Here is a 26,449-nt window from a genome sequence, read left to right on the forward strand (position 1 = left end):
AATAAATTTAATGCGATGCAATATCTCAGAGGCAAAAATGATAAATGAAGTAAATAATAAACCTGATATTTTAACGCCTGTTGAACGCCAACTTGAGGCTTATAATGCAAAGAAAATTATTCCTTTTACTGCACAGTTTAGTGACGATATAGAAGTTTTTAGACCGCCAAACCCAGAGCCTGCCATTAAAGGGATAAAAGATTTTACCGATTTTTATAAAACACAAAGATTTAATTTAGATTATCTACACGTCGAAGTTTTACAGCGCACAGTGATGGGTAACAAGGTGATAGATCATGAGCGAGTTTCAAGTGAGAAAGGTGTTACCCGAGAAGTCGCAGTTGTTTACGAAATAAAAGGTAATAAAATTGCTAAAGTGTGGTTTTTTAGTGCTGAATAAACAATAAAGTAAATTGTCACTTTATAAACTGTACATGTATTAATAATAATCACATCGACAGTAAAAATAATAAAAAATGTGAGCACGACCTATATCCCCTAGTTTTAAGTACTTTATTTATTATTTTAAAACGAATACATATTGCAAAAAACGCAACATTACTGCAATAGCCCTACTTTAACTTTTAAAAATCAAGATAAAACTCCCTGGTATTTACTCGTAACACGTGATTTCAATACTTTTAACACTACAATTTTTAGGTTGCAAACTCGCTGCAAGCCCTTACAATGCGCCCTTTTTAGCATCTGCGTTGTTATTTTAAGGTTTACATGTCTAAGTCTACACTTCTTTCTTTGGGTTTTATGACCTTTGCACTTTTTTTAGGGGCGGGAAATGTCATTTTTCCGCCACAATTAGGTCAAGGTTCGGGTGAACATTTCTTATTAGCGATGTCTGGTTTTTTAATCACTGCGGTTGGTTTGCCTGCGCTCACACTTATTGCAATTGCTTATATGGGCGGCAGTGATGCACTTACAAGCAGATTACCTAGATGGGGACATTTACTTTTTTGGAGTGTATTGTTTTTATCGATTGGTCCGCTTTTTTCTATGCCGCGTACTTTTACGGTTGCTTACGAGTTTACGGCTAAGCCTTTTATTGGTGATACTGGTTTATTAATGTGTACCTTAGCAATGGCAGCCGTCACATTATTTTTTGCATTAAACCCAGGTAAATTAATGGACCGTATTGGTAAAATACTGACACCAATTTTACTTGTTATGCTGGTCGCGATAGCCGTAAGTGCCTATTTATTTCCTCATGGCGAAACGTTAAGCATCGCTAAACAATATCAAGAATTTGCTTTTGCTTCGGGTTTATCTGAAGGCTATATGACGATGGATGTATTAGGTGCTGTGGGTTTTGGTTGGTTGGTAATGAATGCCATAAAAGAGGCTTCGCCTAAAAGTGCCATATTGCCAAGCATGACCCGTGTTGTTTTAATTTACAGTGTTGCTATGAGTTTAGTTTATATTGCTATCGCATATGTCGGCGCTAACTATGGCCAAGCTGAAACCAACGGTGGCGCGATATTATCTAATTATATGAATTGGATTTATGGTGTACCTGGCGTTATATTATTAGGTTTTGTGATTTTCATGGCCTGTTTAACGACAGCGATTGGCTTAACTTGTGCCAGCGCTGAATTTGTTAGTAAAAACTTTAGTAGCTGTAATTATAAGGTGAGTGCCATAGTGATTGTAGCAGTGACTACCTTAGTGGCAAATTTAGGCTTAGATATGCTGATAGCCATTACATTGCCTTTAGTTGTTGTATTGCACCCTGTGGCAATCACTGTAATTTGTTTAGCATTATTAAATGTGAAACGCCCTGTTAGTGGTCTGACTTATAGCTTAACACTTATAACAGCAATTGCTGGCGGTATTGTAGATGCACTTAAAATATTAGAAAAAATGCCATCTGATATTCATGCTACATTTATTCAGTATTTACCTTTATATCAATATAACGCGGGTTGGCTAGTGCCTACCATGGTTAGTTTTTTATTATTTTCAAATATATGTGGTTTAAATAAGAAATCAAACATTAACAGGGTAAATAACACCTCTACATAATATTAAAGTGTTACAAATCATTATATTAACAATGATTTAACGATAACCCCTTGAGAGTTCTGATAGTTTTAAATTAGGTACTCAGTTTTTAAGCGCTGCTTTGATTTATTTTTCAAAGCAGCAATCTCTAAAACACAAGGAAACCAGTATGATGAAAAATAAATCTCATGAACCAGAAATTGATGCAGAAGTAGATATGAACCCAATGCTCGATGTTGTGTTTATTCTTTTAATTTTCTTTATTGTCACTACCACATTTGTAAAGGCCAAAGGCATAGAACTTAGCCGACCTCAAAGTAATTCACAGAATAATCAAACTTCAAAAAGCGTACAAATTGCAATTGATAAAGACAATATTATTTGGATGGATAACCGACAAGTAGACTCTGAGCGTATTGCAGCAAACATTGCTAGAATAGGCGCTAATTTTTCAATTCAAACAATACAAATAAATGCGGACCTTGATAGCACTCATCAAACATTAGTAACAGTTATGGATCAGGTAAAACTCATGGGTGACTACCCTATAGCGCTCACTTCACACGCCATTTAATTATTTATAAATACTCACTTTATAGTATCGAATATAAGCCATCAATGATGATTATATTAGATACTAATTCAGTATTAACTACTTAACTGAGACTTTACTCAATTTATCTTTTAGCTGAATTAAAGTTTTGATTCGATTAAACCAAAATGGTGCACCTAGTGAGATGAATATGGTTGAAATCATCATGCCAATCCAAAAAGATAGTAATTGCCATATGGTTTTGTGGCTTTGCTGCTCACCCGCCTTATAAAAATGAGACTCGCCTTTTGGTAATAAGGTAAATCCATATAAAGCCGCATTTTTTTGCTGTGATATTAAACAAGATTGAATATTTTCAAACTGAGTCAAAACACGACAATCTTCATAAGGTTTATTAATTTGTTGTTGCGCTTGATTAACTAAACTGTCTCTATAAGCCTTATCTTGAGATACCTTATTCAGTACTGAGAATGTATCTAATTGAAACAAAAGCACAAATACACCTGCAACTATAAATGACCAAAAGTGGGTTTTTCGCGTAAAATGACTACTCATTTCGGTTTCTATTCGCGCAAAAAATCTATCGGCTTCATTTAATAATGCATCTAAATCAGGTTTAGTATTACAGTCACTTTGTTGATGTAAGTTTGTGAGTACCGCTTTTATTTCTTCATCATTTATATGCCCACGTTCATAGTTTCTAAATAGCTGATAAAACAAGCCGCCTCGATTAGCTTTAATAGTTGGCCTCATTAAATCGAGTAGCGAATCATTTAAAGAGCTCTGCGACACCCAACTATTGTTAATTTTGAATATATGAGTCGCTAATGCTGTTAATCCTAACTTTAAATGTGCTGTTCGCCATTTTAAGTTATTTTGTAAAAACTGAATAAAAGCAGTGACTACTAAACTAAACATTAGCATGACTGAGCAAAAGGCGATTAAAATCCCTAAAATATCTAAAAGCATATCTTATTGTTATTGTTAAATTAATAATGATGATAGTTGAGCATTTTTAGGAACAAAGCTCAACTCTATATTTTTTGAAGTACATAACGATCATTAATAATTTTTGAATTCACAAATCGTGTTTATAAAACAAACAAACTGGCCTATATTTAATATCAAATAGCTGTAAAAGTTTAATTATGATTGATACTCAAGCTTGTTTAATTCAGTACCCACATCCTGAAGTTGATTATGAACAATGGCAAAATGTCGTGAATATTATTGCTGAGCTTTATAATGCTGCAAGTGGCACTATCATTCAATTTAGGCAAAATGAATTTAATGTTATTTCAACCAGTAAAAATCCAAATAATTTTTTAGAAATAAACTCATGCTGGCCCTACGACATTCAAAGTTTTTGCCGTGAAATGATGGAGACTCGAAATTCTTTATATATAAATGATGCACTTGGTTCTGAAAAATGGCGAGACTCTCCACCAGTTGTAGAAGGCGCTGTACGTTCTTATTTAGGGTTTCCTATTTTTTGGCCCGATCAAAGTTTATTTGGTTCTATTTGTGTGATCGACACTAAAGCAACTGAGTATCCTAAAATATTGGTTCATCTACTGTCACAATTTAAAGAAATAATAGAAAGTGATCTAAAGCATCTGATTAATTATGAAAAAATAAGTGCCCTAGCTTTAACCGATGAGTTAACACAACTATACAACCGTAGAGGATTTGAAACTCTCGCCAATCAAAGAATAAAAGATGCGATAAGGTTTGAAAAAAAACTCGCTTTTATATATTTCGATATTAATAACTTAAAGTTTGCCAATGATAATTTAGGTCATGACATAGGCGATTTATTAATTAAAGAGTTCGCCAATACGATACAAACGCATACTAGAGATTCAGATATCAAAGCAAGGCTTGGCGGTGATGAGTTTATTGTGATGATACTGAGCAATAGTGAAAGCTTTATAGATGAATGGAGTCAGGATATTGTTCAGAGTTTTAATCAGTTTTGTAAAACAATTTCAACAGATGCCGGTTTAGGTGTCAGCTATGGTGCCGAAGTATTTGAATACGACAGTCAATACACTCTTCAAGAAATGATAAATATTACAGATAAAAAAATGTATATACATAAAAATGAGAATAAATAACAAACTAATCCGCAAAGCCTTTAGCGACTTAATCATGACTCATGATATAATTTAAAACGTAAATATTTATGAGGTTAACATGGCACGTACAGCATCGGCTTTACACATTTTAGTAAAGCATAAAGAACAAGCAGAAGACATTATCAAGCAGTTGAATAAAGGCGCTAAGTTTCATGTGTTAGCCAAAAAGCATTCAACGTGTCCATCAGGTAAAAAAGCAGGTGGTAGCTTAAGTGAATTCGCAAAAGGCACTATGGTTCCTGCATTTGATAAAGTTGTTTTTAGTAAAGAGGTATTAACGCCTCATTTAGTTAAAACTAAATTTGGCTGGCATGTTATTAAGATTTTATATCGCACTTAGTTTTTTTGTTTTTTGTGATTTAAAAAACTAAAATAGCTCTAACATCATGCTAAAACCCATCATTCCCGAGTGGTTTATATCGGGAATCTTATTTTAGCTAGATCTCCGATAAAACATTAAGAAATAACTAAAGTGCAGCTCCAGTTCTGACCAAAGAGCACTATTTAGCATTGGTTGAGAGTGATAAGAAAACTAGGCTTTAACTGTTACTAAAGTAATTGAACCTAACATACTTAATATTAAGCTAGTTCTAAATATTAACATTTTACGTTGTTCACGTTTTATTTCTGCAACTGTCATTTCGCCTTTTTCTAGGCTATCTTTTTCAAGTCCTAACATAAATGCAAAAAGAACTACCGAGCCAAACATGAAAAAGCTTACTAATGCTGGTATATCAAATCTTTGATGTAAGGCATAGATTAATATAAAAACTAATGTGAATAATCCTAACCTAAAAAAATCAATTTTATTACGCATGTATGGGACCTTTACATTTAATGCTAATTTCTTAACACCTATTTTGGTACTTAGAGTAAAGCTTTATTTTCTTTTAAAAGAAAGCTTTACCTTAATAATTAATAAAAGCTTCACAGAAGATTATTAATTGAAATAGAAATAGATGCTTTATTCTAAATCAAATTATACGCTAATTAATAAATAAAAAAGCCAATATCGATACCGATATTGGCTACAACACGCATTGAATGGTGTTTATACAGTATATTAATGCATTAAATTATTTATGCATCTACTAAGCTTTTAAATAAATCAGTAAAAGTATCAAGCCCTTCGTTGGCTAATTCATCGCTTATTGTTAAGGCAGGTAAAAAACGAATTACATTGCCATAAAAACCGCAGGCTAATAGCACCAAGCCATATTGGGCAGCTTTGCCTATGATTGCTTGCGTTAATGGTGTATTGGCGTGTTCTGAATCACCACCAACAATTAGCTCCATCGCAATCATAGAACCTTGATTTCTTACATCTAAAATTAAATCAGGGTACTGTGATTTTAATGCTGATAATCGCTCATTAAATAAAGCACCTATTTGTTTAGAACGCTCAATTAAATTTTCTTCTTTAATCACATCTAATACTGCAAGTGCTGCAGCACAGGCAACTGGCGAACCACCATAAGTACCGCCTAACCCGCCAGGTAATGGCGCATCCATAATGTCACTTTTGCCAACAACCGCAGCAATCGGGAAACCACCAGCAATACCTTTTGCCATTGTCATCAAATCAGCTTCAACACCGCTATGTTCAAAGCTAAACATTTTACCAGTACGGCCAAAGCCTGTTTGAATTTCATCAGCTATTAATACGATGCCATGTTCATCACATATTTGACGTAAAGCTTGTAAGAATTCAGCTGGTGCGGCATAAAAACCGCCTTCACCTTGTACTGGCTCTACAATAATGGCTGCGACATCAGTTGGTGCAATATCTACTTTAAATAAGTTCTCTATCGCTTTTAAAGATTCCTTAACAGTAATATCGTGGCATGCAACAGGAAAAGGTGCATGAAAGATATCACCAGGGAAAGGACCAAATAAGTTTTTATAAGGTGTTATTTTACCTGTGAGTGCCATGGTTAAATTTGTGCGACCATGAAAACCACCGTTAAAGGCAATGACACCACGACGACCTGTATATGCGCGTGCTATTTTTACACAATTTTCAACGGCTTCTGCACCTGTTGATACAAAAATCGCTTTTTTATCTGATTCGCCAGGGGCTGCTTCAACTAATTTTTCAGCAAGCTCAACCGCTACTTCGTATGGATTTACCATCACACAAGTATGACTAAATTTATCTAGCTGTTCTTTTACGGCATTCACAACTTTTGGATGACTATGACCTGTATTACATACGGCAATACCAGTGCCAAAGTCTATGTAACGTTTACCTTCAACATCCCAAAGCTCTGAGTTTTCAGCGCGCTCTACATATACTGGATATACATTGCCTTGGCCACGGGCGATCACTTTGGTTTTTCTTGCTTGTAAATTTGCGTTTGTCATTTTTATTTACCTAAATTCTATTCGTATAATTAATAAGTGATAAAAAGCTTTATTACTTATTAAGGCCGCCCATGCATAGATATTTGATTTCTAAATAATCATCTAAACCATATTTAGAGCCTTCCCTGCCATTACCAGACTGTTTAACACCACCAAATGGCGCAGCTGCATTTGAAATAATGCCTTCGTTAATGCCTACCATGCCGTACTCTAAACCTTCAGCGACACGCCAAATACGGCCAATATCACGCGAGTAAAAATAAGCAGCTAAACCATATTGGGTATCATTTGCCAATTGTATTGCTTGCTCTTCGCTATCAAATGCAATGATAGGAGATACAGGGCCAAATATTTCGTTATTAGCAATTGGCATATCATTTGTCACGTTAGTTAATATGGTAGGTTTATAAAAGTTTTCGCCTGCCTCAGTTGCTTTGCCGCCAATTTTTAATTGTGCGCCTACTGCAATAGAATCATTTACCAGTTTTTCAACATCACTCACGGCATTTTTAGAGATCATAGGGCCAATATTAATACCCTCGTTTAAGCCATTACCTAATGATAGTTTTTCTACTTCTGTCGCAAACTTTTCAGTAAATTCTGCTAATACTTCTTTTTGCACTAAAATACGATTAGTACAAACACAGGTTTGACCTGCGTTTCTGTATTTAGAAACTAAAGCGCCTTGTACTGCTGCATCTATATCTGTGTCGTTAAATACAATAAAGGGTGCATTGCCACCTAATTCCATAGATACTTTTTTAACAGTGCTTGCACATTGACCAATAAGCGTTTTACCTACTCCTGTAGAACCAGTAAAAGTAAATTTAGCGATATCAGGATGCTGGGTTAATACTTTACCCATGCCACGAGAGTCTTCTCCGACTACAACATTAAATACGCCTGCGGGTATGCCTGCACGCTCTGCCAATTCAGCCATAGCAAGTGCCGATAAAGGTGTTAATGTTGCTGGGCGTACTACAAATGTACAGCCAGCGGCTAAAGCAGCAGCAGCCTTACGTGCAATCATTGCATTAGGAAAATTCCAAGGTGTAATTGAAGCCACAACACCTACAGGCTGTTTTAAAACAATAATGCGTTTATCGCCTGAAGGACCAGGGATCACATCGCCATAAACACGTTTACCTTCTTCAGCAAACCATTCAATAAATGCAGCACCGTAGGCAATTTCGCCTTTTGCTTCTGCTAATGGTTTACCTTGCTCTAGTGTTAATATGCGACCAAGATCATCTTGATGTTGCATCATCAAGTTAAACCAGTTTCTTAATAAACCAGCACGCTCGTTTGCCGATTTAGCAGACCACGCTTTTAATGCATCTTTTGCCGCTTTAACAGCAAGCTCAGTTTCAACAATGCCAGCATTATTTACGCTTGCTACTAATTCACCATTTGCAGGGTTAGTTACATCAAACTCACTCTCACTGCTATGCCAACTACCATTGATATAAGAAAACGTTTTTAATAGTTTTTCATCTTGTAAGCCATGATCTTGTAAAATGCGCACATTAGTCTCCAATGCAAAATGTTTTATCTATTGAATAACAAATTCAACTCAGGTTAAATACAAAACATTAAACCTTAAGTTTTACCCTGATAAAACATAGAGCCGAATTTTGAATAAATCATCTATCATTCCCAAACCGATCACTGAGTATGATTTACGTTTATTACGTATTTTTGTATGTGTTGTAGAGCATGGCGGTTTTGCTGCTGCCGAAACTGCACTAGGCGTTACTCGCTCTACCATAAGTGTTCATATGTCTAATCTTGAGTCTAGAATGAAACTCAAACTTTGTTTAAGAGGTAGAGGTGGTTTTTCACTTACTGAAGATGGACAAGCCGTATATCGCGCGGTAATTAGCTTATTTGATTCTTTAAATGACTTTTCATTACTTGTAGGCACTTTAGGCAAAGAATTAAGTGGTGAACTGGTTATTTTATGTGCCGACCAATTAGATCATGCAAAACAACAAAAAATGGCGCAAGTAATTCAAGAAATTCACGACAGTTCGCCCAATTTACATTTAGTATTAGATGGTGATTCAATTTCTAATATTGAAAAATCATTATTAAAAGATAAAGCACATATTGGTATTTTCCCTGATTATCAACAAATTGAAGGCTTAAGTTATACGCCTTTATGTAATGAGCCTATTTATTTATGTTGTGCACATTCTCATCCATTTTTTAATAAAGTTGATACCCTAATCACAGATGAAGACTTAGCTTCTGCTTTAGCGATTCACCCTGGTATTGATATTGATTTGTCAGGTAAAAATCAGCTCACTAAATTAAATTTAGCAGCTAAGGCTTATCAGTTTGATACTCGTAAATCTATGATTTTATCGGGCCGTTATATTGGGTATATGCCTCAAAGTTATATTCAGCATGAGCTTAATATGGGACTTATGCGAATAATCCAACCTAGCTCATTAACCTATCAATTTAATTTATCTTTAGTGAGTAAAAAGTCACCGAGAGAAATCAATAAGGTCAAATTACTGAGCGATGTATTTAGCAGGGTTTTTGAACTTAACTAACTATAGCGTTTCCTCGTAAATGAATTTTAGGTATATACTTAAAGGTAAGCTTTTATCCTTTTGAGTACTTGCCTATGCATAAAGCCTTTATAACTGGTTTACCTAAAGTTGAGTTACACCTTCATATTGAGGGCTCTCTGGAGCCTGAACTCATGTTCAAACTCGCCAAACGTAACAATGTTGATATTCCATTTAAGAACCCGAAAGAAGTCGCTAAAGCGTACGAGTTTGAGGACTTACAGTCTTTTTTAGATATTTATTATCAAGGCGCTAATGTACTTATTCATGAGCAAGATTTCTTTGAGTTAACATGGGAATATTTATTACGCTGTAAGCAAGATAATGTAATTCACACAGAGATATTTTTTGATCCACAAACCCATACCGACCGTGGTATTGCTTTTGCGACTGTCATAAATGGCATTGATAGAGCTTTAAAACAAGCAAAACAACAACTCAATATTAGCAGCCATTTAATTATGAGTTTTTTACGCCATTTAGATGAAGATTCCGCTTTTAATACCTTAGAGCAAGCAAAACCCTTTAAAGATAAAATCATTGCTGTTGGATTAGATTCATCAGAGTTAGGTAATCCGCCAGAAAAGTTTGAACGTGTTTTCCAACAAGCCATTAAACTCGGGTTTTTAACTGTTGCCCATGCAGGAGAAGAAGGCCCTGCAAGTTATATTTCAGATGCCTTAAACTTACTTAGCGTATCACGCATTGATCATGGTGTACGTTGTATTGATGATCAAAAATTACTTGAGCAATTAATATCACAACAAATACCTTTAACTGTATGCCCATTATCTAATGTGAAATTATGTGTATTTAAAAATATGACACAACATAATATTGTTCAACTTTTAAGAATGGGTGCATGTGTCACAATTAATTCTGATGATCCTGCATACTTTGGTGGTTATATGAATAGTAACTTTTTAGCCTTAGCGCAAGCACATGAAATGAGCAAAAGTGAAATCACGAAGTTTACTTACAATGCCATTGAAGCAAGCTTTATTAGTGATGCAGAAAAACTAAGATTAAATAAAATCACTTCTGAGTATGTATCTAGATTTGATGATTGATATGAACAGTTATAATAAATAGCTCTGCTTTAAATCAATATATTTGGGATAAACCCAATTGTAGCCACTCGTCATTCGCGTAGTATTTTAATCGGGGATCTTATTTAGGTTCTAGGTTTTAAAATACTTAGCAAAGTGTTTAAAACAATAGATCTTCGATTAAACAACTCGGAGATGACGTCTGTAAGGTTATTTCTTAATTTTGCATTGAGTATATTTTTATAGCTCAAGTGAATCATTAAATTAGATTAAACAGCAATCCAAGTTTTACTAATTAACTCAGTTTCACCTTGTAATACACGAGCTTCAAACTTATCACCTGATTTAATCACTCCGACCCCTTTTGGGGTGCCTGTCATAACGATATCGCCATTTTGTAAATCCATGAATGATTGAATTTCTTTTAAGATATCATCTGGCTTATACATCATTAATTCAATGCCACCAGCTTGTATCAGTTCATTATCAATTTTAAGTGCTAACGTTAAATTAGGGCTGATTTTATCTATTGATACAAAGTCACTAAAAACGGCAGAACCATTAAACGATTTTGCACGCTCCCAAGGTAAGCCTTTGCCTTTAAGTTTGCTTTGTAGCCCTCGTTTAGTTAAATCTAAACCAAAACCTACTGCACTAAAACGCCCTTGCTGATAAATAAAACTCAACTCACCTTCGTAATGTAGCTCTTCTTGATGAAAAGCTGATAACTGATCTGATATTGCAGAGTTAGGTTTTAAAAATATCACCATTTCGTCTGGCACTTCATTACCAAGCTCTGCAATGTGTTCAACATAATTTCTGCCGATGCAAATAATTTTATTAGGTATGATGGTGTTATTATCAAGTTGAACTGTTTTCAAATTTAATACCTGCTATTGAAGAGAAAGGAATAAAAAATCGCTTATCATTTTACATAATAAACGCGGGTATTTTTTAATGTATTGAAAATGATGGGTATTCATCAGATTAATGTGGTTTTAATTAAATCTAACCCTTCGCGACTGAAGTCCCGTCTACGGATAAATCAACTCCTGTAGTAATACTCCGCACAGCTAAAGCCGAGCTTACAATATTGTTTTAATCCAAGCTTCAAAACGTTTTACTTTATCCCATTTAAAATGATGTGGTGGTGCAACTAAATAAAGCGTACGAGGGCTATCAAATACATAATTAAGCGGATTAATTAAATGGCCGTTTTTAATATGTTCATCAACTAATACCTTGCTCACAAAAGCAATACCTTGCCCTGCGATTGCACTTTGAATAATAGGTAACGCATCTGTTGTTTTAAGGCCTGATTTAAGCCGATTTGGATGAATATGATATTGTGCACAACAAGCTTTTATTACTTCTTGGATATCTGAACTGGTATCTTCTAACAAAGGATGTTTAAAAACATCTTTTGCATTTATCTTTTTCGAGAAAAGCAAAGGGCTTGCGATCATGATAATAGTATCATTTAATAACTTCCGGCTTTCTAACCCTGGGTAGTCACCTAAACCCCTTCTGATAGCAATATCAACATCTTGATTTTCAAAAGTATCCAATTTGTTATTGGGAGAAAACTGAACACTTAAATGAGGATTTAAATCTTGAAACTCACTAATCTTTGGAATAAGTATTGCTGAAGTTACTGAATGCAGAGTTGAAATTTTTAACTCATTCGCATTGGGCTCTAAAGAAACTGCATTTACACCATGACTAATTTGCTCAAAAGCTTGTTCGATATAAGGCTTTAATAAAAGGCCTTTTTCATTTAACTTAGTCTTTTTGCTATTGCGTTCAAATAACTGGCAGCCTAAAAATTCTTCTAATAAACGAATTTGCTGACTCACCGCCGCTTGCGTTACATACAATTGCTCTGCTGCAGCTTTAAAACTTTCATTTTTTGCAGCACTTAAAAATACATTTAATGATTTTAAAGGGGGTAAATTTTTCATAGTTAAGAAAACCTTAATTAAGATTAAATTTATATCGTTTGATGAATAATAAAACAAAGTTTAATTTAATAATCAAGTTAATTAAACACAGAGCATAGTCATGAAACTTTTAACCTATCTTTCCATTTACTTAATAGCATTGCTTTCTATAACGCTTGCAGAAGCTAACACCAATAAGCTGTTCACTGAACAAGGTTATCCATATGATTTATTAATAAAGCGAACTAATGAAGTTAAGATTATCTATAGTGAAAATAAAAAAGCAGTTAATTGTAGAGTAGAGTTAAATTGGCAAGATCAAAAAGTTACTACACAAAGTATCAAAGTTGAGAAAGTTAAATTTAATGCAAAACCTTTTGCAACTTGCTTACCCAGAGAGCAAGCGAAAACAATTTTAGCTAAAACCTTTAATTAGAATCATATAGTTATACCAATTGTGTTGAAGGCTTTATGTAATTTAAATATTATCAAAGCCTTAATTGTTTACAATCAAACTCTAATATTGTGAAAATATTTCAAATACTCTAAGATAAAATTATGATTCTGTTATGTAAGTCTGGTGAATGTTAAAGATAAGTTTTTTTATTCTAAGCCTTATAAGTGCAAATTATGCATTAGCTGTATCGCATAATAATGATGAAGACAGTAAAAAATCAGAGCTTATTTCACAAGTTGCTAAAACCTATCAAGCTTCAATGGCTTTTATATTTCAAAACCAACCTCTTATAAATCAACAAAGAGTTGATAAGTCACAACTATTCGGCCAAGCCTTTATATTAAACGTCAAAAACACTTACAAAACTAAATTTAATCAAGAATTTCCTGAACAGAGCTCCCCCGTTATAAAATCACTAATACAGATCATGATTGAAGTGATGGAAAGTAACCGTACTTTGCTTTATGACGATGATATTGCTTTTAAAGGGTTTATCCCTGCGATATTTGCTTTTCAATTATCAGAAAAACTCTCAAAAAAAAATATAGGCGTAAAAATTAAGTTTACGAGTAAACCAAAGCAAATTCGAAATCAATTAAATCAGCCTGATTTTTGGGAGATTAATGCGATGAATGAAGTACAAAAACTTAACTTAGAAAGCTATTTTGATGATCAGGTAAGCTATTTAGGCAAACCTGCTCAAAGATATTTTTTACCCGTAAAAATGCAACCTTTTTGTTTATCTTGTCATGGTATCCCTGCTGATAACCCGCTCAATGTAGGTAAACCGGAAGCGCAATGGAGTAATATTGATAGAACCGGTTTTCCTATGGAGAACTGGTCACTGAATGATTTTGGCGGCGGCATTAGCATTACTTTTTTTGATAAATAAGCGAACATGCAATTATGATAAATAAATACACTTTGATAGCGCTCATTATTTTATTAATGCCTGAAAAAGCCATTTCAAATTCTCTTACGGTTGGTGTAATTGAATATCCGCCACATATTGATTTTAAAAACAATATAAAAAGTGAAAAGGCTTATAAATATGTACACGCTATTTTAGAGAGAAAGTTTTCTGATATTAAATATATAAAATACCCAACGAAGCGCGCTTTATCTGAGTTAAAAAAAGGTAATATAGATTTACTTTACCCTGTTGATGATCCTTTTAATAAACTAAACCAACTTTCAAACGCCTTTTTTTATTCGACTCCAGGTTTATGCTTTAAAAAGAAAAATTTCATTCCAATTTTAAGCGCTACACATTTATTTAAAAAACTTGCTATTGGCATACCATCAGGTACCAAAATAGTGCCAACATTAGAGCACTCGCAAGCGAATCTAATTAATATTAAAGGTACTGATTCTTTAAATAGAGGGATCGAACTTTTAAGACTTGGTAGATTAGATGCGTTATTTCATCCAAGTCCCATAAAACTTTATAATGAAAATAACCCATTATCAAAAGAAATTGCATGCTCTTATTTTCATGGTTACTCTTCTGAAGTGCATATTGCGACTAGACCGAATATGGATAAAAAAACATTTAAATTAATAGATAATGCTTTTTCTATTGCACAAAATGAAACATCTTATGAGTACTTTTTCACTCAAAAATAAACTAGCTTTAGCCTATTAAAATTTTATTCACTAACAATGCAATTTCTCCCTAGATTTTTTGCTTTATATAAATATTCATCCGCATGTTGAAATAAGCTAATAAAATCTTCTTTATCAGGGCTAAATTGCGCCACACCAAAGCTCGCAGTGATATTAATTGTTTCATCTTCAAAGGAAACAGATTGCGATTCAATAGCTTCCTGGATCCTTTGTGCTACCTCTAACGCCTGCGATAAAGATGTGTTTGATAATATAGCCAAAAACTCTTCCCCACCTATGCGCCCTAACACATCTTGCTCACGAATAAATTTATTTGCTGTTTTAGCCGTATTTATTAATACCTCATCACCACCTGCATGACCATAGGTATCATTTACTTTTTTAAAGTGATCAATATCAAAAATAATAATAGAAAAAGCTTTGCCGTTATTGATTGATTTTTTTAATTCTAATTCAGAGTGAGAGAAAGTATATCTGCGGTTAGCAAGCTGCGTTAATACATCTGTATTGGCTAACCGGTTTAGTTTTTTGCTTGTACGTATTTGTCGGTAAATGAAAAAAAACAAAACAGCGATAAACAAAGCTGCCGTTATAATTATCATATTTTTCAATTGCTGCTCTTGTTTGGCACTTTCAAGGGCGATAGTTGATAACTGCTTATCTCGTTCTAATAGTTTATTGTTTAAAAGTGTTTGTTCAGTATCAAACATCACTTTATATTTTGAGCGCGCATCTTCTCTTACGGCATTTTGATATTTATCGTTTAATCTTTTTCCTTCTTTTTGTAACTCAAAAGCGGTTTTATAATCTTCCTCTAATACTGCAATATCTATTTTTACATCATAGAGTAAAATATACATATCAAGATTTTTATCTTGCTCTAACGTAAATATTATTTCCTGCGCTTTTGAAACAGTATTAAATGCTAATTTAGTATTTTTGTCATTTACTTCCAGCTGTGCTTTTACTAAATAATGATGTGCTTTTGAGTATGGTCCCTCTATATCAGAGAATAGTTGCTCTGCTTGCAACCAATACTCCTGTGCTTTTTCAAAGTTTTCTAACTTTAAATACAGCATACTAATGCCTATGTTTGCAAAATAAACTTTACTTGGCTCATTAAATTCAAGCGAAAGGGCTAACATTTTATTGTAACTGACTAATGCTCTTTCAAATTGTTTATCTCTTTTATAAATAACAGCTTGGCTATAGTGGGCTAACATTTCATCGTATTTATAATCATTATTTTGAAAATACGTTATCGCTGTATTTTGCAAAGAAATTGCTTTATTAAAATCCTTTAAATTTGCATAAACACTTGCCATATTTGTATTTAAATAAGCCATATCTAATTCATCATTTAACTCTTGCACTATTACATAGGCTTTTTGATAGTACTTAAGTGCCTCAACATCATTGTGGTTTAAATCATACATACCAGCTAACCCTGCATAACTATCAGCTAGAATCTCTAAATCCTCAATTTCTTTTGATATTTTAATGGCTTGATAAAATAGGTCTTCACTTTCACTGGCTTTGCCTGTTGAATCAAGCAGCATGCCATGGGTTAATAAAATACTTACGCCAATTCTATTATTTAAAGTTTTTAGTAGTTTTTTTGATTTATTCAACAGCTTTAAACTTTGCTCATATTGTCCAAAATAAAAATGATAAGTACCTAACCGGCTATATAAAGCAGATAAATCATAGTCACTCAGTTCATTTTTATGATCAGCTAAAAGTTTTTTTACAAAATTTAAAGAAAGGTTAGGATTTCTATCATTAAGGTTGTCGGCTTTATCTAACTCGATTTTCAACCAACTAGGATGTACTTGATTGGCTAAAAGTTGGCTACAAACGCACATAAAAACACTGAAAATAAACAATTTCAGTACGGTTGAAAACCTTTTTAATTTTTTAGTGTTCACCAGCTTAACTCTATTAACCACATCTACTAACTATAGTTATACTTTCATTAATTACAACCACTTAGAAATAGTTTTATGGATTTCATCTTTATCAAAAGGTTTAGGTAAATAATCATCCAATCCCAACTGTTTGCATTGCTCTTTAGTTTATTGAAGTGCACTTGCTGTTAAAGCGACTATGGGAGTTGTTATGCCTAGCTTTCTTATTTCTTTAATTGCAGTAAAACCATCCATTTTAGGCATTAAACAATCCATCAAAATTATTTGATATGTTTTTTGTTTCACTTTCTTAACTGCCTCAATACCATTATTGGCTATATCAATCTGATTTTCTGCTAAAATCGCTTTTGCTATTTATTGATTAATTAACATATCTTCAACTAAAAAATTTTTTGCCTTTGATACTCATTTTAACTTCTTGTTGTACATATTCCTCACTATTAATTAAATCAGAGATATCAAAAGGTAAATCAAATATAAACCGAGAGCCTTGCCCTAATTCACTTTCAATCCAAATTTTACCGCCCATTAACTCAACTAACCTTTTACAAATAGCTAACCCTATTCCACCATATTGCCTAGTGGTAGAAGTATCTGCTTGTACAAATTGAGCAAACAATTTATCCATATGCCTTTGGCTTAACCCTATGCCAGTATCTGCTACCATAAACCTCACTTTAGTTATTTTATTCAAGTATAGATTAATAATTTTAGAGTCTAATATTTTTTTAAAATAACAGCTGTAAACCCTTTTTGTTTTTAATCAAAATAGCGCCTATATTTTATTTATCCTTTTAATAATACCAATTGTATTAAGTAAGTTCCCACTCAGAGCCTTTGAGGGTTTTAAATTCTAGGCATGTTATCGCAGTAATGGTCATTCCCTTAAAAGATAACATAACAACGAAGTGTAAATCCCCAGAGGCTCCTGTAAGGCGGGTTTAAAAGCGATTTATACTGCGTTAAATAATTTTGAAATACGACTGAATGGATTCAGAAGGTAGAGCAATGCAGGAGCTATTGCCGAGAATAACTATGACTTCAATTATTTGCCTTGTCTAAAGCGCTTTTAACTCCCGCTGAATGGGAAGTTAATTAGTACAATTGGTATAATCTACTTTGGTTACTCGCAATTGTTTTATTTCATTAAAATTAAAGTATTTTTAGTCATTACTTTTTTATTTATTTCAACCCCATTACTTTCATGTACTTTAGTATTGGCGGTTTCAGATGACTTTCCGCCATATCATATGAGGCATGCCGATAATACTTGGTCGGGTATCAGTATCGATATAGCAAAGTTATTGGTGACAAAAGCGGGTTGTGAGTTAGCTGTATTAGATGTGCCTTGGATCAGAGCGATTAAATTATTAAAAGAAGGGAAAGTTCATATATTAACTAATTTCACAAAAAACCAGCAACGCAGCCAATTTTCTTATTTTCTCGGCCCTCATCATATTGAACAGGTCTCTTTTATAGCCCCTAAAACAATGAACCTTAATGTAAGTAACATTTCACAGTTACAAAACTTTAAAGGCAGTATAGGCATAACCCGTGGCAATTTTTTTGGGCCTGAATTCGAAAAATATGTATTACAATCCGTTGATGTGAAAAACAAAGTAGTTGAAATAAAAAGTAATAATGATCGATACCATATGTTATTACAAGGGCGTATAAATGGTATGTTTGATGATAAATTATCTGCTAATTATTTACTGGCAAAACATCAAACAAACAATCAACAATTTGTTATTCGATTTTCTTTTAATGCTAGTCCAGTATATTTTGGTGTCAGTAAAAAAGCCCTATCAACAGCTTTACGAAAAAAATTAAATAATGCTTGGTTAGATATTTTAGAGATGAATCTCATTGCTGACGTTTATCAAAAATACGGTTTAGAATTTGATAAACATCAGCTAGATTCGTACAAAGTGAAACTCTTAGATTTATAATGCAGATTTAATTTTCATTGTTGCTTTCTTCAACTTCTCCCTCATTTAAATCAGCCTCCCCCTTACCTGCACAGCTATTTGAAGTTTGACCACAACTGCGACCTTTAATTCTACTACCCGTTGCGGCCGTATATTTACCTCTATTTTTATTGAGCCTTTTTAAAGTCAGCGACATATTATCTTGAATCTCAAGCTTATTAGCAGTGACATCTATCAACTCCATATTCAAGGTAGAGGTTAGGCTGGTTACTAAAGTGGTATCATGGCTTTGTGATTTTGATATTTGGTTAATAAGAGACGCTAATTGCGATTTACTGTCTTTATAATTTGAAGTTGCTATTTTTTGATAATATAAAGCGGATGTTTCAATATTCTGCTCTGTGTAGTTACCTAACTGAAACATACGGGCCAATATATAAGTCGCAGGTTTATATTTGTTTTCACTTGCTTGTTTTAACAGTGTAATGCCTTCATCGACCTTATTTAATTTTAATAAAGCAATCGCTTTTGCATAAACAGTTGGACCGTACTGTTTTTCTAATAATTTATTGGTATATTTTTCTGATTTTTCAGAATCGACTTCAACTCCTATGCCCTCTTTATAAATTTTAGACATCATTTGAAATGCTTTTAATGAATATTTAGTATCATTAGAATTGTCATATGCTGCACGATTCAGCCAGTAAAGCGCTTTTTCAATATCTTGCTCTATGCCATCACCGTATAGATATGCAGTCCCCACTAAAAGTTGCGCCTTTGGATCACGCCACCTTGCAAATTTTTTCATTTTTTTTATCTGATTTTCACATTGCTCAGAGGTACATGTTTTTTGATATTTCGCCGTTATATCTTGAAGATTTTGTTCAGGTGAAATTTGAGCTGCGCTCACCTTAATAGCAAACAAGCTAAGTAATAAACATACAGAAGAAAAGCATCTTACAGTCATAATTTAGTTCCATCTAAAGTTAAACCAATTTGGGATAAGTTAGTTTTTTATTCATTAACCAAAGTGATATGTATCTGAGGTAAGTTATCTATCATAACAAACATATAAAGAATTAATTTTCTATTTTACATAACCTTACATTTAAAATAATTTATATACTGATTAAGTTATTTATTTTTTGATCTTTATGTCAGCAAAACTACTAAAATGAAAACTCACTTCTATACTTGTAATTATTGCGTTTAGTTTGAATCGCTTAATTAAGGGATCCTATGAGAAGCATTGAGCATTTTGTTGAGATAGGCATAGCCTTATCTTCAGAAAAAAATCACCATGTATTATTAGAAAAAATCCTCAAAAGCGCTATGCAACTCGCCAATGCCGACGCGGGTACCATTTATTCAATTTCTAAAGAAAATAAACTTGTCTTTGAAACTCTGCTAAATAATACCTTAAATTCTCATTTGGGCGGAACAACAGGAAAACCAGTTGAATATCCCAATATTCCCGTTTTCCAATTTGGTGAAATAAATAACAATGCAATGGTTGCAGTTGCTGCAGCTTCCGGCGAGATAATCAATATAGAAGATGCTTATACTTGCACCGAATATAATTTTTGTGCCGCCAAGGAAATGGATAAATTAACGGGATATAGAACACAGTCAGTTTTAACATTGCCGATGAAAAACCATGAAGAAGAGATCAATGGTGTTATACAACTCATAAACGCAAGTGATGACCAAGGTAATGTTATTCCGTTTGATGATGAGGTTGAACGTATCACTCATGCACTGACATCCCTTGCAGCGGTCATTCTTACAAATAAACAACTCATTAATGAAATGGAGAATTTATTTGCAAGCTTTTCACAGCTAATTGCCTCTGCGATAGATAAAAGATCACCTTATACTGGCGAGCATTGCCGCCGAGTTCCTGTTATTACTATGATGCTAGCAAAAGCCTGCCACAATATAAATACAGGACCACTAAATGACTTTAATATGGAAAAAGAAGACTTTCATGAACTTAATGTTGCTGCCTGGCTGCATGATTGTGGCAAGGTTGCTACACCAGAATATGTAATGGATAAAAAAACAAAACTTTCTACCGTATTTGATCGCATTGAACTCATTGAATCTCGCTTTGAAATTGCTGCCAGAGATATTTATAGCTCTAAAAAATTAGATGATAAAAATAAAGCCGTATTATTAAAACAACTGGATATTGATAGAAATTTTATTTGTCTTGCTAATACGGGAGGAGAATTTTTTGACGATGATAAAATAAACCGTATTTATGCAATCGCTAAACAATATCAAGTATCTATTAAAGGGAAAACGCAACCAGTGATCAGTGATGATGAGGTTTATAACCTCATTATTAAACGCGGAACGATTAACCCTAAAGAGCGAAAAGTTATTAATGGTCACATGGATGTTACGGTAGAAATGTTGGAATCAATGCCATTCCCAAAACATTTACAAAAAGTACCAGAATACGCTTGCGGTCATCATGAAAAAATGGACGGCACAGGTTATCCTAAAGGCTTAACCCGAGAGCAAATGTCTATTCCAGCCAGAATGATGGCAATTGCAGATATATTTGAAGCCCTTACAGCAAATGACAGACCTTATAAACCACCAAAAACGCTTTCTGAAACTTTAATTATTATGGGCATAATGAAACTAGATAATCATTTAGATCCCGATTTATTTGACGTTTTTGTAAATGAAAAAGTATACGAAGCATTCGCAAAAGAACATTTACTGCCCTCACAAATAGATGAATTTAATATTAATGATATTCCCGGATGCGGTGATTTTGATTGTTAGATTGTTAAAAAACTCTATTTGGTGCTTAGTCTCTATCTAAGATAACCGCACCAGTTCCCTCTTGGGCTAATTCATCTTCAGGATTATAGATAGGGCAATTCTCCATAGATAAACACCCACAGCCGATACATCCTGTCACTGAGTCTCTCAGTTTTTGCATATAAGCAATTCTCGCATCTAACTGCTTTTGCCAATTAACAGATAAATTAGCCCAATCTCCTTTGCATGGCGTACGTTCATTAGGCAAATCGGCAAAAGTTTGTTTTATATCATCTAATTTAATACCAATTTTTTGAGCTGCTTTAATGACAGCAATACGCCTTAAAACATCTCTTTTATAGCGCCTTTGGTTTCCTTGATTACGCCAACTTTTAATAAGCCCCTTTTCTTCATAAAAATGTAATGTAGACACTTTTACACCGCATCGTTTAGCCACAAAACCTACGCTAAGGTTTGCTTCTTCTAATTTCATAATGATCTCTAAAACTAATTATTTTTTTAATAGTTTAGTAAAACAACCTCTTGACCTCAAGTTAACTTGAGATTTTATAGTTTCAGCATCAAATCAACGATAGGAAATAGAAAATGAAAATAGTTAACGCTAAAATGTTATTCATACAAACTAATGAAAGTTTTTTTAATAAGCTTTTTCACTTAATCAATGAAACTATGGATCGGAAATAGTTAACATAATAAAAGCCACTGTAATATAACGAGTGGCTTTTAACCTAATTAACTTTAAAATATTAAGCAGAGTCTTCAGCAATATTTGTTTGTTCTGGATCCGCATTAAGCTGACCTTCATAACCTTTAGGCAAACGTAATCTAAATTCTCTTCGTAATAAATAAAAGCTTACAGCAGCTTGGATACATACAGTAATAACTGACAAGTGCCATAAGTTTTCAATGGTAAAATCGCTTTGTTGTGATAGCCATAAAGCAGGGATTGCAAAGCTAATTAATCGCGTTCCAGTGCTTATTAATGCAGGCCAAGTATTACCTAAAGATTGAAACATGCCTGAACAGGTAAAAGTGAGTCCTGATGGCATAAAGTTCCAGCAAATCATTTGTAAAAACATTGCACTGATCAATATCACTTCAGGTTCATCAACAAAACTCTGTACTAAAAGCTCTGCTTGGAATAAACATAAAATTGTCAGTAGCGACATTAACGAACAAGTTAAAATAGCCGACCACTTAAAGGTTTCTCTGACACGATCATATTTTTTAGCTCCAAAATTTTGCCCAGCGACAGCTGGGGCTGCAAATGCTAACGCCATGGCAGGTAAAAATAATGACTGCATAATACGTGAGCCTAAACCAAAACCAGCTTGCGCATCAGCGCCAAAACGTTGAATTAGCCAATAAATCATGCCCATATAAATAAACATTAAAAAGAACTCTCCACCAGCAGGTAAACCGATAGATGAAATTTTCTTTAAACTTGCTGTATTAGGTCGCCATAAAGCAAAATCGACACTGATATATTTTTCTGATTTTTTAAAATACAAACATAAAATAATCACTGCACACACGACAGAAATTGAACTGGCAAAACCCGCTCCGGCTATGCCCATTGCATGTCCAGTGCCCCAACCTTCAATTAATATTGGCGACAAAATAATATTGATTATGATAGAAATCATTTGCACTAACATGGTTGGTTTAACGACCCCAGTACCACGTAATGCGGCGCTGATAGATACCATTACAAACTGCAAAGCCATACACGGTATAAACCAATGTAAATAACTTAAACCTGCGGCCACTGTTTGTGGGTCTTGTGACACCATATTTAAATATGAACTGGCTCCAAAGTAGCCAGCAATACATACTATAATACCGACTATGCTTGAAGCCATCATAGATTGATTGAATATTAAATTAGCATCTACTTTATCTTTTCGCCCTACCGCATGAGAAATTGCCGCGGCCGTGCCCACATTCAAAATCTGCGTTAAAGCAAAAATCAAAAACATGGCATTACCCGCAAGACTTAACCCTGCGAGTGCCGCACCGCCTAACTTGCCTACAAAATATAAATCAACTAAGAAATATAGCGTTTGCACAAACATGCCTACCATCATAGGTATGGCCATAGTGATCAAATGTTTAGGTAAGGAACCTTGGGTAAGATCTTTCATTATTATGGAACTCGAGTTTTAATTTTGGAGGAGTTTGAAGTGGTATATTTAATATACAATGCAAACTAAAGCGGTACTTTATAGGCAACTAAGTTTAACTACAATGATTTGAGATTATTTAATTGTTACAAAATAAAAAGGCCGCTTTATTAGCGACCTTTTTGAAAAACGCGATAAGTAATTAGCTAGCTGACTGCTCTGCTTTTCTATCTGCTTTTTCTTGGCGGCGTTCGTTGATTAATTCTTTAACTTCACCACCGATATGCGATTCACCACGTTGCTCAGCTAAAGCAATTTGACGTTCACGTTCAGCAAAACGCTCACGTTGTTTATCAGTTACTTTTTCATGACATCTATGACAGCTCACACCTTTAACATAATGCTCACTTTCTTTTTCAGCTTCAGTTAAAGGGAAGCGACATGCAAAACATTGGTCATATTGACCTTGCTCTAAATCATGGTTAACCGCTACACGGCCATCAAATACAAAACACTCGCCTTGCCATAATGTTTCATCACTTGGTACTTCTTCAAGGTATTTTAAGATACCACCTTCTAAGTGATAAACTTCTTCAAAACCTTGATCTTTTAAGTATGCAGTTGATTTTTCACAACGTATGCCGCCAGTACAATACATAGCTACTTTTTTATGTTTATTTTTATCTAAGTTGTTTTTCACATACTCAGGAAATTCACGGAAAGTTTCTGTATTTGGATTTACTGCGTGCTTAAATGTACCAATTTCTATTTCGTAATCGTTACGTGTATCTATTGTGATCACTTCAGGATCAGAAATCAGTGCATTCCAATCTTTCGGTTTTACATATGTGCCGACAACTTGGTTAGGGTCAACACCTTCAACACCCATAGTCACGATTTCTTTTTTCAATTTAACTTTTGTACGATGAAATGGGTTTTCATCATTAAAAGCCACTTTGTAAGAAATTTTACTTAAACTAGGATCTTCAGCCAAAAACTGTAAAACTTGTTCAATACCCGAATGAGAACCGGCGATTGTGCCGTTAATGCCTTCATTAGCTAATAATAAAGTACCTTTAACATCTAGGCTTTCCATTTTTGCTAATAGTGGCGCGCGTAAAGCTTCAAAATTTTCTAAACGAACAAATTTATATAATGCACAAACAGTTATTTGTGATGCTGACATTGTGTGTTCTCCATTGAACGAACTGGAACGTAAAACCAGTGCTGTAGATAGAATTAATACACTTAACTTGATCTAGGTCAAATTAAGTTGGGCGCGAATTCTATCAGATAATATACATTTTGAATAGCGTCACTCAATTAATATACAAGGTACAGTTGTGTTTAAAAGTGATATCATTTTATAAATAAATATCTCTTAGCATTATAAAGAAAGCTTAAATTATGAAATTTTCTAACACTTACAGCCAACTGGATAGTGCCTTCTATCAGCGCATCGCTCCTACAAAAGTGGCAGCACCACAATTGCTACTATGGAATAAAAATTTAGCATCCGATCTTTTGATAGATGAAATGATCACACAAGATCAAAATTTATTAGCTCAATACTTCTCTGGTAATTTAATACCTGATGGCGCAGAACCTATGGCGTTGGCTTATAGCGGACATCAGTTTGGTCACTTTAATCCTAACTTAGGTGACGGTCGCGCTCATTTATTAGGGGAGATCATAACCAGTGATAACAAGCGATATGATATTCAATTAAAAGGTTCAGGCCCTACACAGTTTTCTAGACAAGGTGATGGTCGTTGCGCCATAGGCCCTGCTGTGCGTGAGTATATTATGAGTGAAGCGATGTTTGCACTGGGCGTGCCAACCTCACGATGTTTATCTGTGGTCATAACAGGAGAGCCTGTATACCGAGAGCAAGCAATGCCTGGCGCTGTTGTTACCCGTGTCGCATCAAGCCATATAAGAGTAGGTACTTTTCAATATTTTGCAGCTAAAGGTGATTTAGAATCGTTAAGCACATTAACTGATTACACTATTAATCGCCATTTTTCACATATTAATATCAATGCTGAAGATAAAATAGAGCAGTTTTTAGAGTGTACTATCGACAAACAAATTGAATTGATTGTTGCCTGGATGCGTACTGGTTTTATTCATGGTGTAATGAATACAGATAATACCGCGATTTCTGGCGAGACCATAGACTTTGGCCCTTGTGCCATGATGAGCAATTATCACTCTGGCACTGTCTTTAGCTCTATTGACAAACAAGGCCGATACGCGTTTGGCAATCAGCCTCATATTGCACAATGGAATATGGCAAGATTGGCTGAATGTTTATTGTTATTAGTAGATGCTAATCAAGAAAAAGCATTAGAAAAAATAGAACCTTTAATTATTGCCTTTACTGATAAGTTTGAAACGGCTTATTTTACAATGCTAGCTAATAAATTAGGTTTAAATGAAGTTAATACAGAAGACCATCAATTTATAAATGAATTATTAGAACATATGCAAAAACAAGCTCTCGACTATACAAATACCTTTATTAAATTAACTGATTCTTTAACTGATACAAATATACAAAACGAACTAAAACAACAATTCGGTGATTGGTATGCTAACTGGCTAACAATGCTTGCAAGTAAAAACCAAAGTACTCAGGCAGCTAAAACATTAATGACAAAAAATAATCCTTTAGTGATCCCAAGAAACCATCATGTTGAAGCGATATTAGCTGAATATGAAACATCAGGTCAAAGCGCTATAATTGATAGTTTTCTTGAAGTATTACGCGCTCCATATGAGCAACAAAAAGAAACAAGCCAATTTCAAGATGAACCAAAAGATGGCGATCATCAATATCGCACTTTTTGTGGTACTTAACACCTAACTCGCTATAATGCACTTCAAATAAAGAGGTAACCTCATTATTTGAAGTCGCCTCAGCCAACCACATTTAAATATAATTAA

Annotated in this window: 26 protein-coding genes; 13 read left to right on the plus strand and 13 right to left on the minus strand. The window is 34.0% G+C overall.

Translation table 11 applies throughout. The features are described from left to right. Positions 1-37: 37 nt before the first annotated feature. The 3 genes from KO527_RS18590 (at position 38) to KO527_RS18600 (ending at position 2,587) form a co-directional block, all read left to right on the plus strand. Complete coding sequence (locus tag KO527_RS18590; RefSeq protein WP_216041760.1) at positions 38-400, plus strand: nuclear transport factor 2 family protein; 363 nt, start codon at positions 38-40, stop codon at positions 398-400. A 329-nt stretch (positions 401-729) separates the two neighbouring features. Continuing rightward, on the plus strand, positions 730-2,034 hold the full coding sequence (gene brnQ, locus KO527_RS18595; protein ID WP_216041761.1) for a branched-chain amino acid transport system II carrier protein: 1,305 nt from the start codon (positions 730-732) through the stop codon (positions 2,032-2,034). A 148-nt stretch (positions 2,035-2,182) separates the two neighbouring features. Then, positions 2,183-2,587: a biopolymer transporter ExbD gene (locus tag KO527_RS18600; RefSeq protein WP_216041762.1), complete on the plus strand. Its 405-nt coding sequence runs from the start codon at positions 2,183-2,185 to the stop codon at positions 2,585-2,587. A gap of 78 nt (positions 2,588-2,665) precedes the next feature. Here KO527_RS18600 and KO527_RS18605 read toward each other — a convergent pair whose 3' ends face one another. Continuing rightward, complete coding sequence (locus tag KO527_RS18605; protein ID WP_216041763.1) at positions 2,666-3,484, minus strand: hypothetical protein; 819 nt, start codon at positions 3,482-3,484, stop codon at positions 2,666-2,668. 230 nt (positions 3,485-3,714) lie between these two features. Here KO527_RS18605 and KO527_RS18610 point away from each other — a divergent pair, with 230 nt between their 5' ends. Both KO527_RS18610 and KO527_RS18615 read left to right on the plus strand, forming a co-directional pair. Next, positions 3,715-4,683: a sensor domain-containing diguanylate cyclase gene (locus tag KO527_RS18610; protein ID WP_216041764.1), complete on the plus strand. Its 969-nt coding sequence runs from the start codon at positions 3,715-3,717 to the stop codon at positions 4,681-4,683. A gap of 79 nt (positions 4,684-4,762) precedes the next feature. Then, the gene (locus KO527_RS18615; RefSeq protein WP_216041765.1) at positions 4,763-5,044 is read left to right on the plus strand and encodes a peptidylprolyl isomerase; all 282 of its coding nucleotides are present in this window, start codon (positions 4,763-4,765) and stop codon (positions 5,042-5,044) included. Between the two features lie 192 nt (positions 5,045-5,236). On the opposite strand, the gene KO527_RS18620 is transcribed toward KO527_RS18615, so the two are convergent. From KO527_RS18620 to KO527_RS18630, 3 genes are all read right to left on the minus strand, one after another. Beyond that, the gene (locus KO527_RS18620; protein WP_216041766.1) at positions 5,237-5,521 is read right to left on the minus strand and encodes a hypothetical protein; all 285 of its coding nucleotides are present in this window, start codon (positions 5,519-5,521) and stop codon (positions 5,237-5,239) included. A 263-nt stretch (positions 5,522-5,784) separates the two neighbouring features. Then, on the minus strand, positions 5,785-7,068 hold the full coding sequence (gene gabT, locus KO527_RS18625; RefSeq protein WP_216041767.1) for a 4-aminobutyrate--2-oxoglutarate transaminase: 1,284 nt from the start codon (positions 7,066-7,068) through the stop codon (positions 5,785-5,787). A 52-nt stretch (positions 7,069-7,120) separates the two neighbouring features. Then, positions 7,121-8,593 carry an NAD-dependent succinate-semialdehyde dehydrogenase gene (locus KO527_RS18630; RefSeq protein ID WP_354668638.1) on the minus strand — a complete coding sequence of 491 codons (1,473 nt, stop codon included), beginning with the start codon at positions 8,591-8,593 and terminating at the stop codon, positions 7,121-7,123. A 109-nt stretch (positions 8,594-8,702) separates the two neighbouring features. Here KO527_RS18630 and KO527_RS18635 point away from each other — a divergent pair, with 109 nt between their 5' ends. Continuing rightward, positions 8,703-9,629 carry a LysR family transcriptional regulator gene (locus KO527_RS18635; RefSeq protein WP_216041768.1) on the plus strand — a complete coding sequence of 309 codons (927 nt, stop codon included), beginning with the start codon at positions 8,703-8,705 and terminating at the stop codon, positions 9,627-9,629. Between the two features lie 74 nt (positions 9,630-9,703). Further along, positions 9,704-10,717: an adenosine deaminase gene (locus tag KO527_RS18640; RefSeq protein ID WP_216041769.1), complete on the plus strand. Its 1,014-nt coding sequence runs from the start codon at positions 9,704-9,706 to the stop codon at positions 10,715-10,717. 248 nt (positions 10,718-10,965) lie between these two features. On the opposite strand, the gene KO527_RS18645 is transcribed toward KO527_RS18640, so the two are convergent. Next, positions 10,966-11,577 carry a fumarylacetoacetate hydrolase family protein gene (locus KO527_RS18645; protein WP_216041770.1) on the minus strand — a complete coding sequence of 204 codons (612 nt, stop codon included), beginning with the start codon at positions 11,575-11,577 and terminating at the stop codon, positions 10,966-10,968. A 204-nt stretch (positions 11,578-11,781) separates the two neighbouring features. Then, positions 11,782-12,657, minus strand: coding sequence for a LysR substrate-binding domain-containing protein (locus KO527_RS18650; protein WP_216041771.1), 876 nt, complete (start codon positions 12,655-12,657; stop codon positions 11,782-11,784). Positions 12,658-12,757: 100 nt separating this feature from the next. Here KO527_RS18650 and KO527_RS18655 point away from each other — a divergent pair, with 100 nt between their 5' ends. The 3 genes from KO527_RS18655 to KO527_RS18665 all read left to right on the plus strand — a co-directional run bounded on the left by KO527_RS18655 (position 12,758) and on the right by KO527_RS18665 (position 14,719). Continuing rightward, positions 12,758-13,072: a hypothetical protein gene (locus tag KO527_RS18655; RefSeq protein ID WP_216041772.1), complete on the plus strand. Its 315-nt coding sequence runs from the start codon at positions 12,758-12,760 to the stop codon at positions 13,070-13,072. A 148-nt stretch (positions 13,073-13,220) separates the two neighbouring features. Then, positions 13,221-13,985, plus strand: a complete 765-nt coding sequence (locus tag KO527_RS18660) for a DUF3365 domain-containing protein (RefSeq protein ID WP_216041773.1) — start codon at positions 13,221-13,223, stop codon at positions 13,983-13,985. A gap of 14 nt (positions 13,986-13,999) precedes the next feature. Then, a complete protein-coding gene (locus KO527_RS18665; RefSeq protein ID WP_216041774.1) occupies positions 14,000-14,719 on the plus strand; it encodes a hypothetical protein in 720 nt (239 codons plus the stop codon). A 23-nt stretch (positions 14,720-14,742) separates the two neighbouring features. Here the strand turns inward: KO527_RS18665 and KO527_RS18670 are convergent, their stop codons facing one another. From KO527_RS18670 to KO527_RS18680, 3 genes are all read right to left on the minus strand, one after another. After that, on the minus strand, positions 14,743-16,584 hold the full coding sequence (locus tag KO527_RS18670; RefSeq protein ID WP_216041775.1) for a tetratricopeptide repeat-containing diguanylate cyclase: 1,842 nt from the start codon (positions 16,582-16,584) through the stop codon (positions 14,743-14,745). A gap of 210 nt (positions 16,585-16,794) precedes the next feature. Next, a complete protein-coding gene (locus tag KO527_RS26060; protein WP_216041929.1) occupies positions 16,795-17,001 on the minus strand; it encodes a response regulator in 207 nt (68 codons plus the stop codon). A 22-nt stretch (positions 17,002-17,023) separates the two neighbouring features. Beyond that, entirely contained in the window at positions 17,024-17,323 is a 300-nt protein-coding gene (locus KO527_RS18680) for an ATP-binding protein (RefSeq protein WP_354668640.1), read from the minus strand. Between the two features lie 457 nt (positions 17,324-17,780). Here KO527_RS18680 and KO527_RS18685 point away from each other — a divergent pair, with 457 nt between their 5' ends. Next, entirely contained in the window at positions 17,781-18,599 is an 819-nt protein-coding gene (locus KO527_RS18685; protein ID WP_216041777.1) for a transporter substrate-binding domain-containing protein, read from the plus strand. A 7-nt stretch (positions 18,600-18,606) separates the two neighbouring features. Here KO527_RS18685 and KO527_RS18690 read toward each other — a convergent pair whose 3' ends face one another. Beyond that, a complete protein-coding gene (locus tag KO527_RS18690; protein ID WP_216041778.1) occupies positions 18,607-19,545 on the minus strand; it encodes a tetratricopeptide repeat protein in 939 nt (312 codons plus the stop codon). Positions 19,546-19,817: 272 nt separating this feature from the next. Here KO527_RS18690 and KO527_RS18695 point away from each other — a divergent pair, with 272 nt between their 5' ends. Next, positions 19,818-21,377: an HD domain-containing phosphohydrolase gene (locus KO527_RS18695; protein WP_216041779.1), complete on the plus strand. Its 1,560-nt coding sequence runs from the start codon at positions 19,818-19,820 to the stop codon at positions 21,375-21,377. A gap of 25 nt (positions 21,378-21,402) precedes the next feature. On the opposite strand, the gene soxR is transcribed toward KO527_RS18695, so the two are convergent. The 3 genes from soxR to KO527_RS18710 all read right to left on the minus strand — a co-directional run bounded on the left by soxR (position 21,403) and on the right by KO527_RS18710 (position 24,686). Further along, positions 21,403-21,849 (minus strand): redox-sensitive transcriptional activator SoxR, encoded by a 447-nt coding sequence (soxR, locus tag KO527_RS18700; RefSeq protein WP_216041780.1) that lies wholly within the window; start codon positions 21,847-21,849, stop codon positions 21,403-21,405. 274 nt (positions 21,850-22,123) lie between these two features. After that, complete coding sequence (locus KO527_RS18705) at positions 22,124-23,521, minus strand: MATE family efflux transporter (protein WP_216041781.1); 1,398 nt, start codon at positions 23,519-23,521, stop codon at positions 22,124-22,126. A 181-nt stretch (positions 23,522-23,702) separates the two neighbouring features. Further along, positions 23,703-24,686: a rhodanese-related sulfurtransferase gene (locus KO527_RS18710; RefSeq protein WP_216041782.1), complete on the minus strand. Its 984-nt coding sequence runs from the start codon at positions 24,684-24,686 to the stop codon at positions 23,703-23,705. Positions 24,687-24,907: 221 nt separating this feature from the next. Here KO527_RS18710 and KO527_RS18715 point away from each other — a divergent pair, with 221 nt between their 5' ends. After that, on the plus strand, positions 24,908-26,362 hold the full coding sequence (locus tag KO527_RS18715) for a protein adenylyltransferase SelO (protein WP_216041783.1): 1,455 nt from the start codon (positions 24,908-24,910) through the stop codon (positions 26,360-26,362). Positions 26,363-26,449: the final 87 nt, after the last annotated feature.

The sequence above is a fragment of the Pseudoalteromonas sp. C2R02 genome (genome assembly GCF_018860845.1).
Classification (GTDB): domain Bacteria; phylum Pseudomonadota; class Gammaproteobacteria; order Enterobacterales; family Alteromonadaceae; genus Pseudoalteromonas.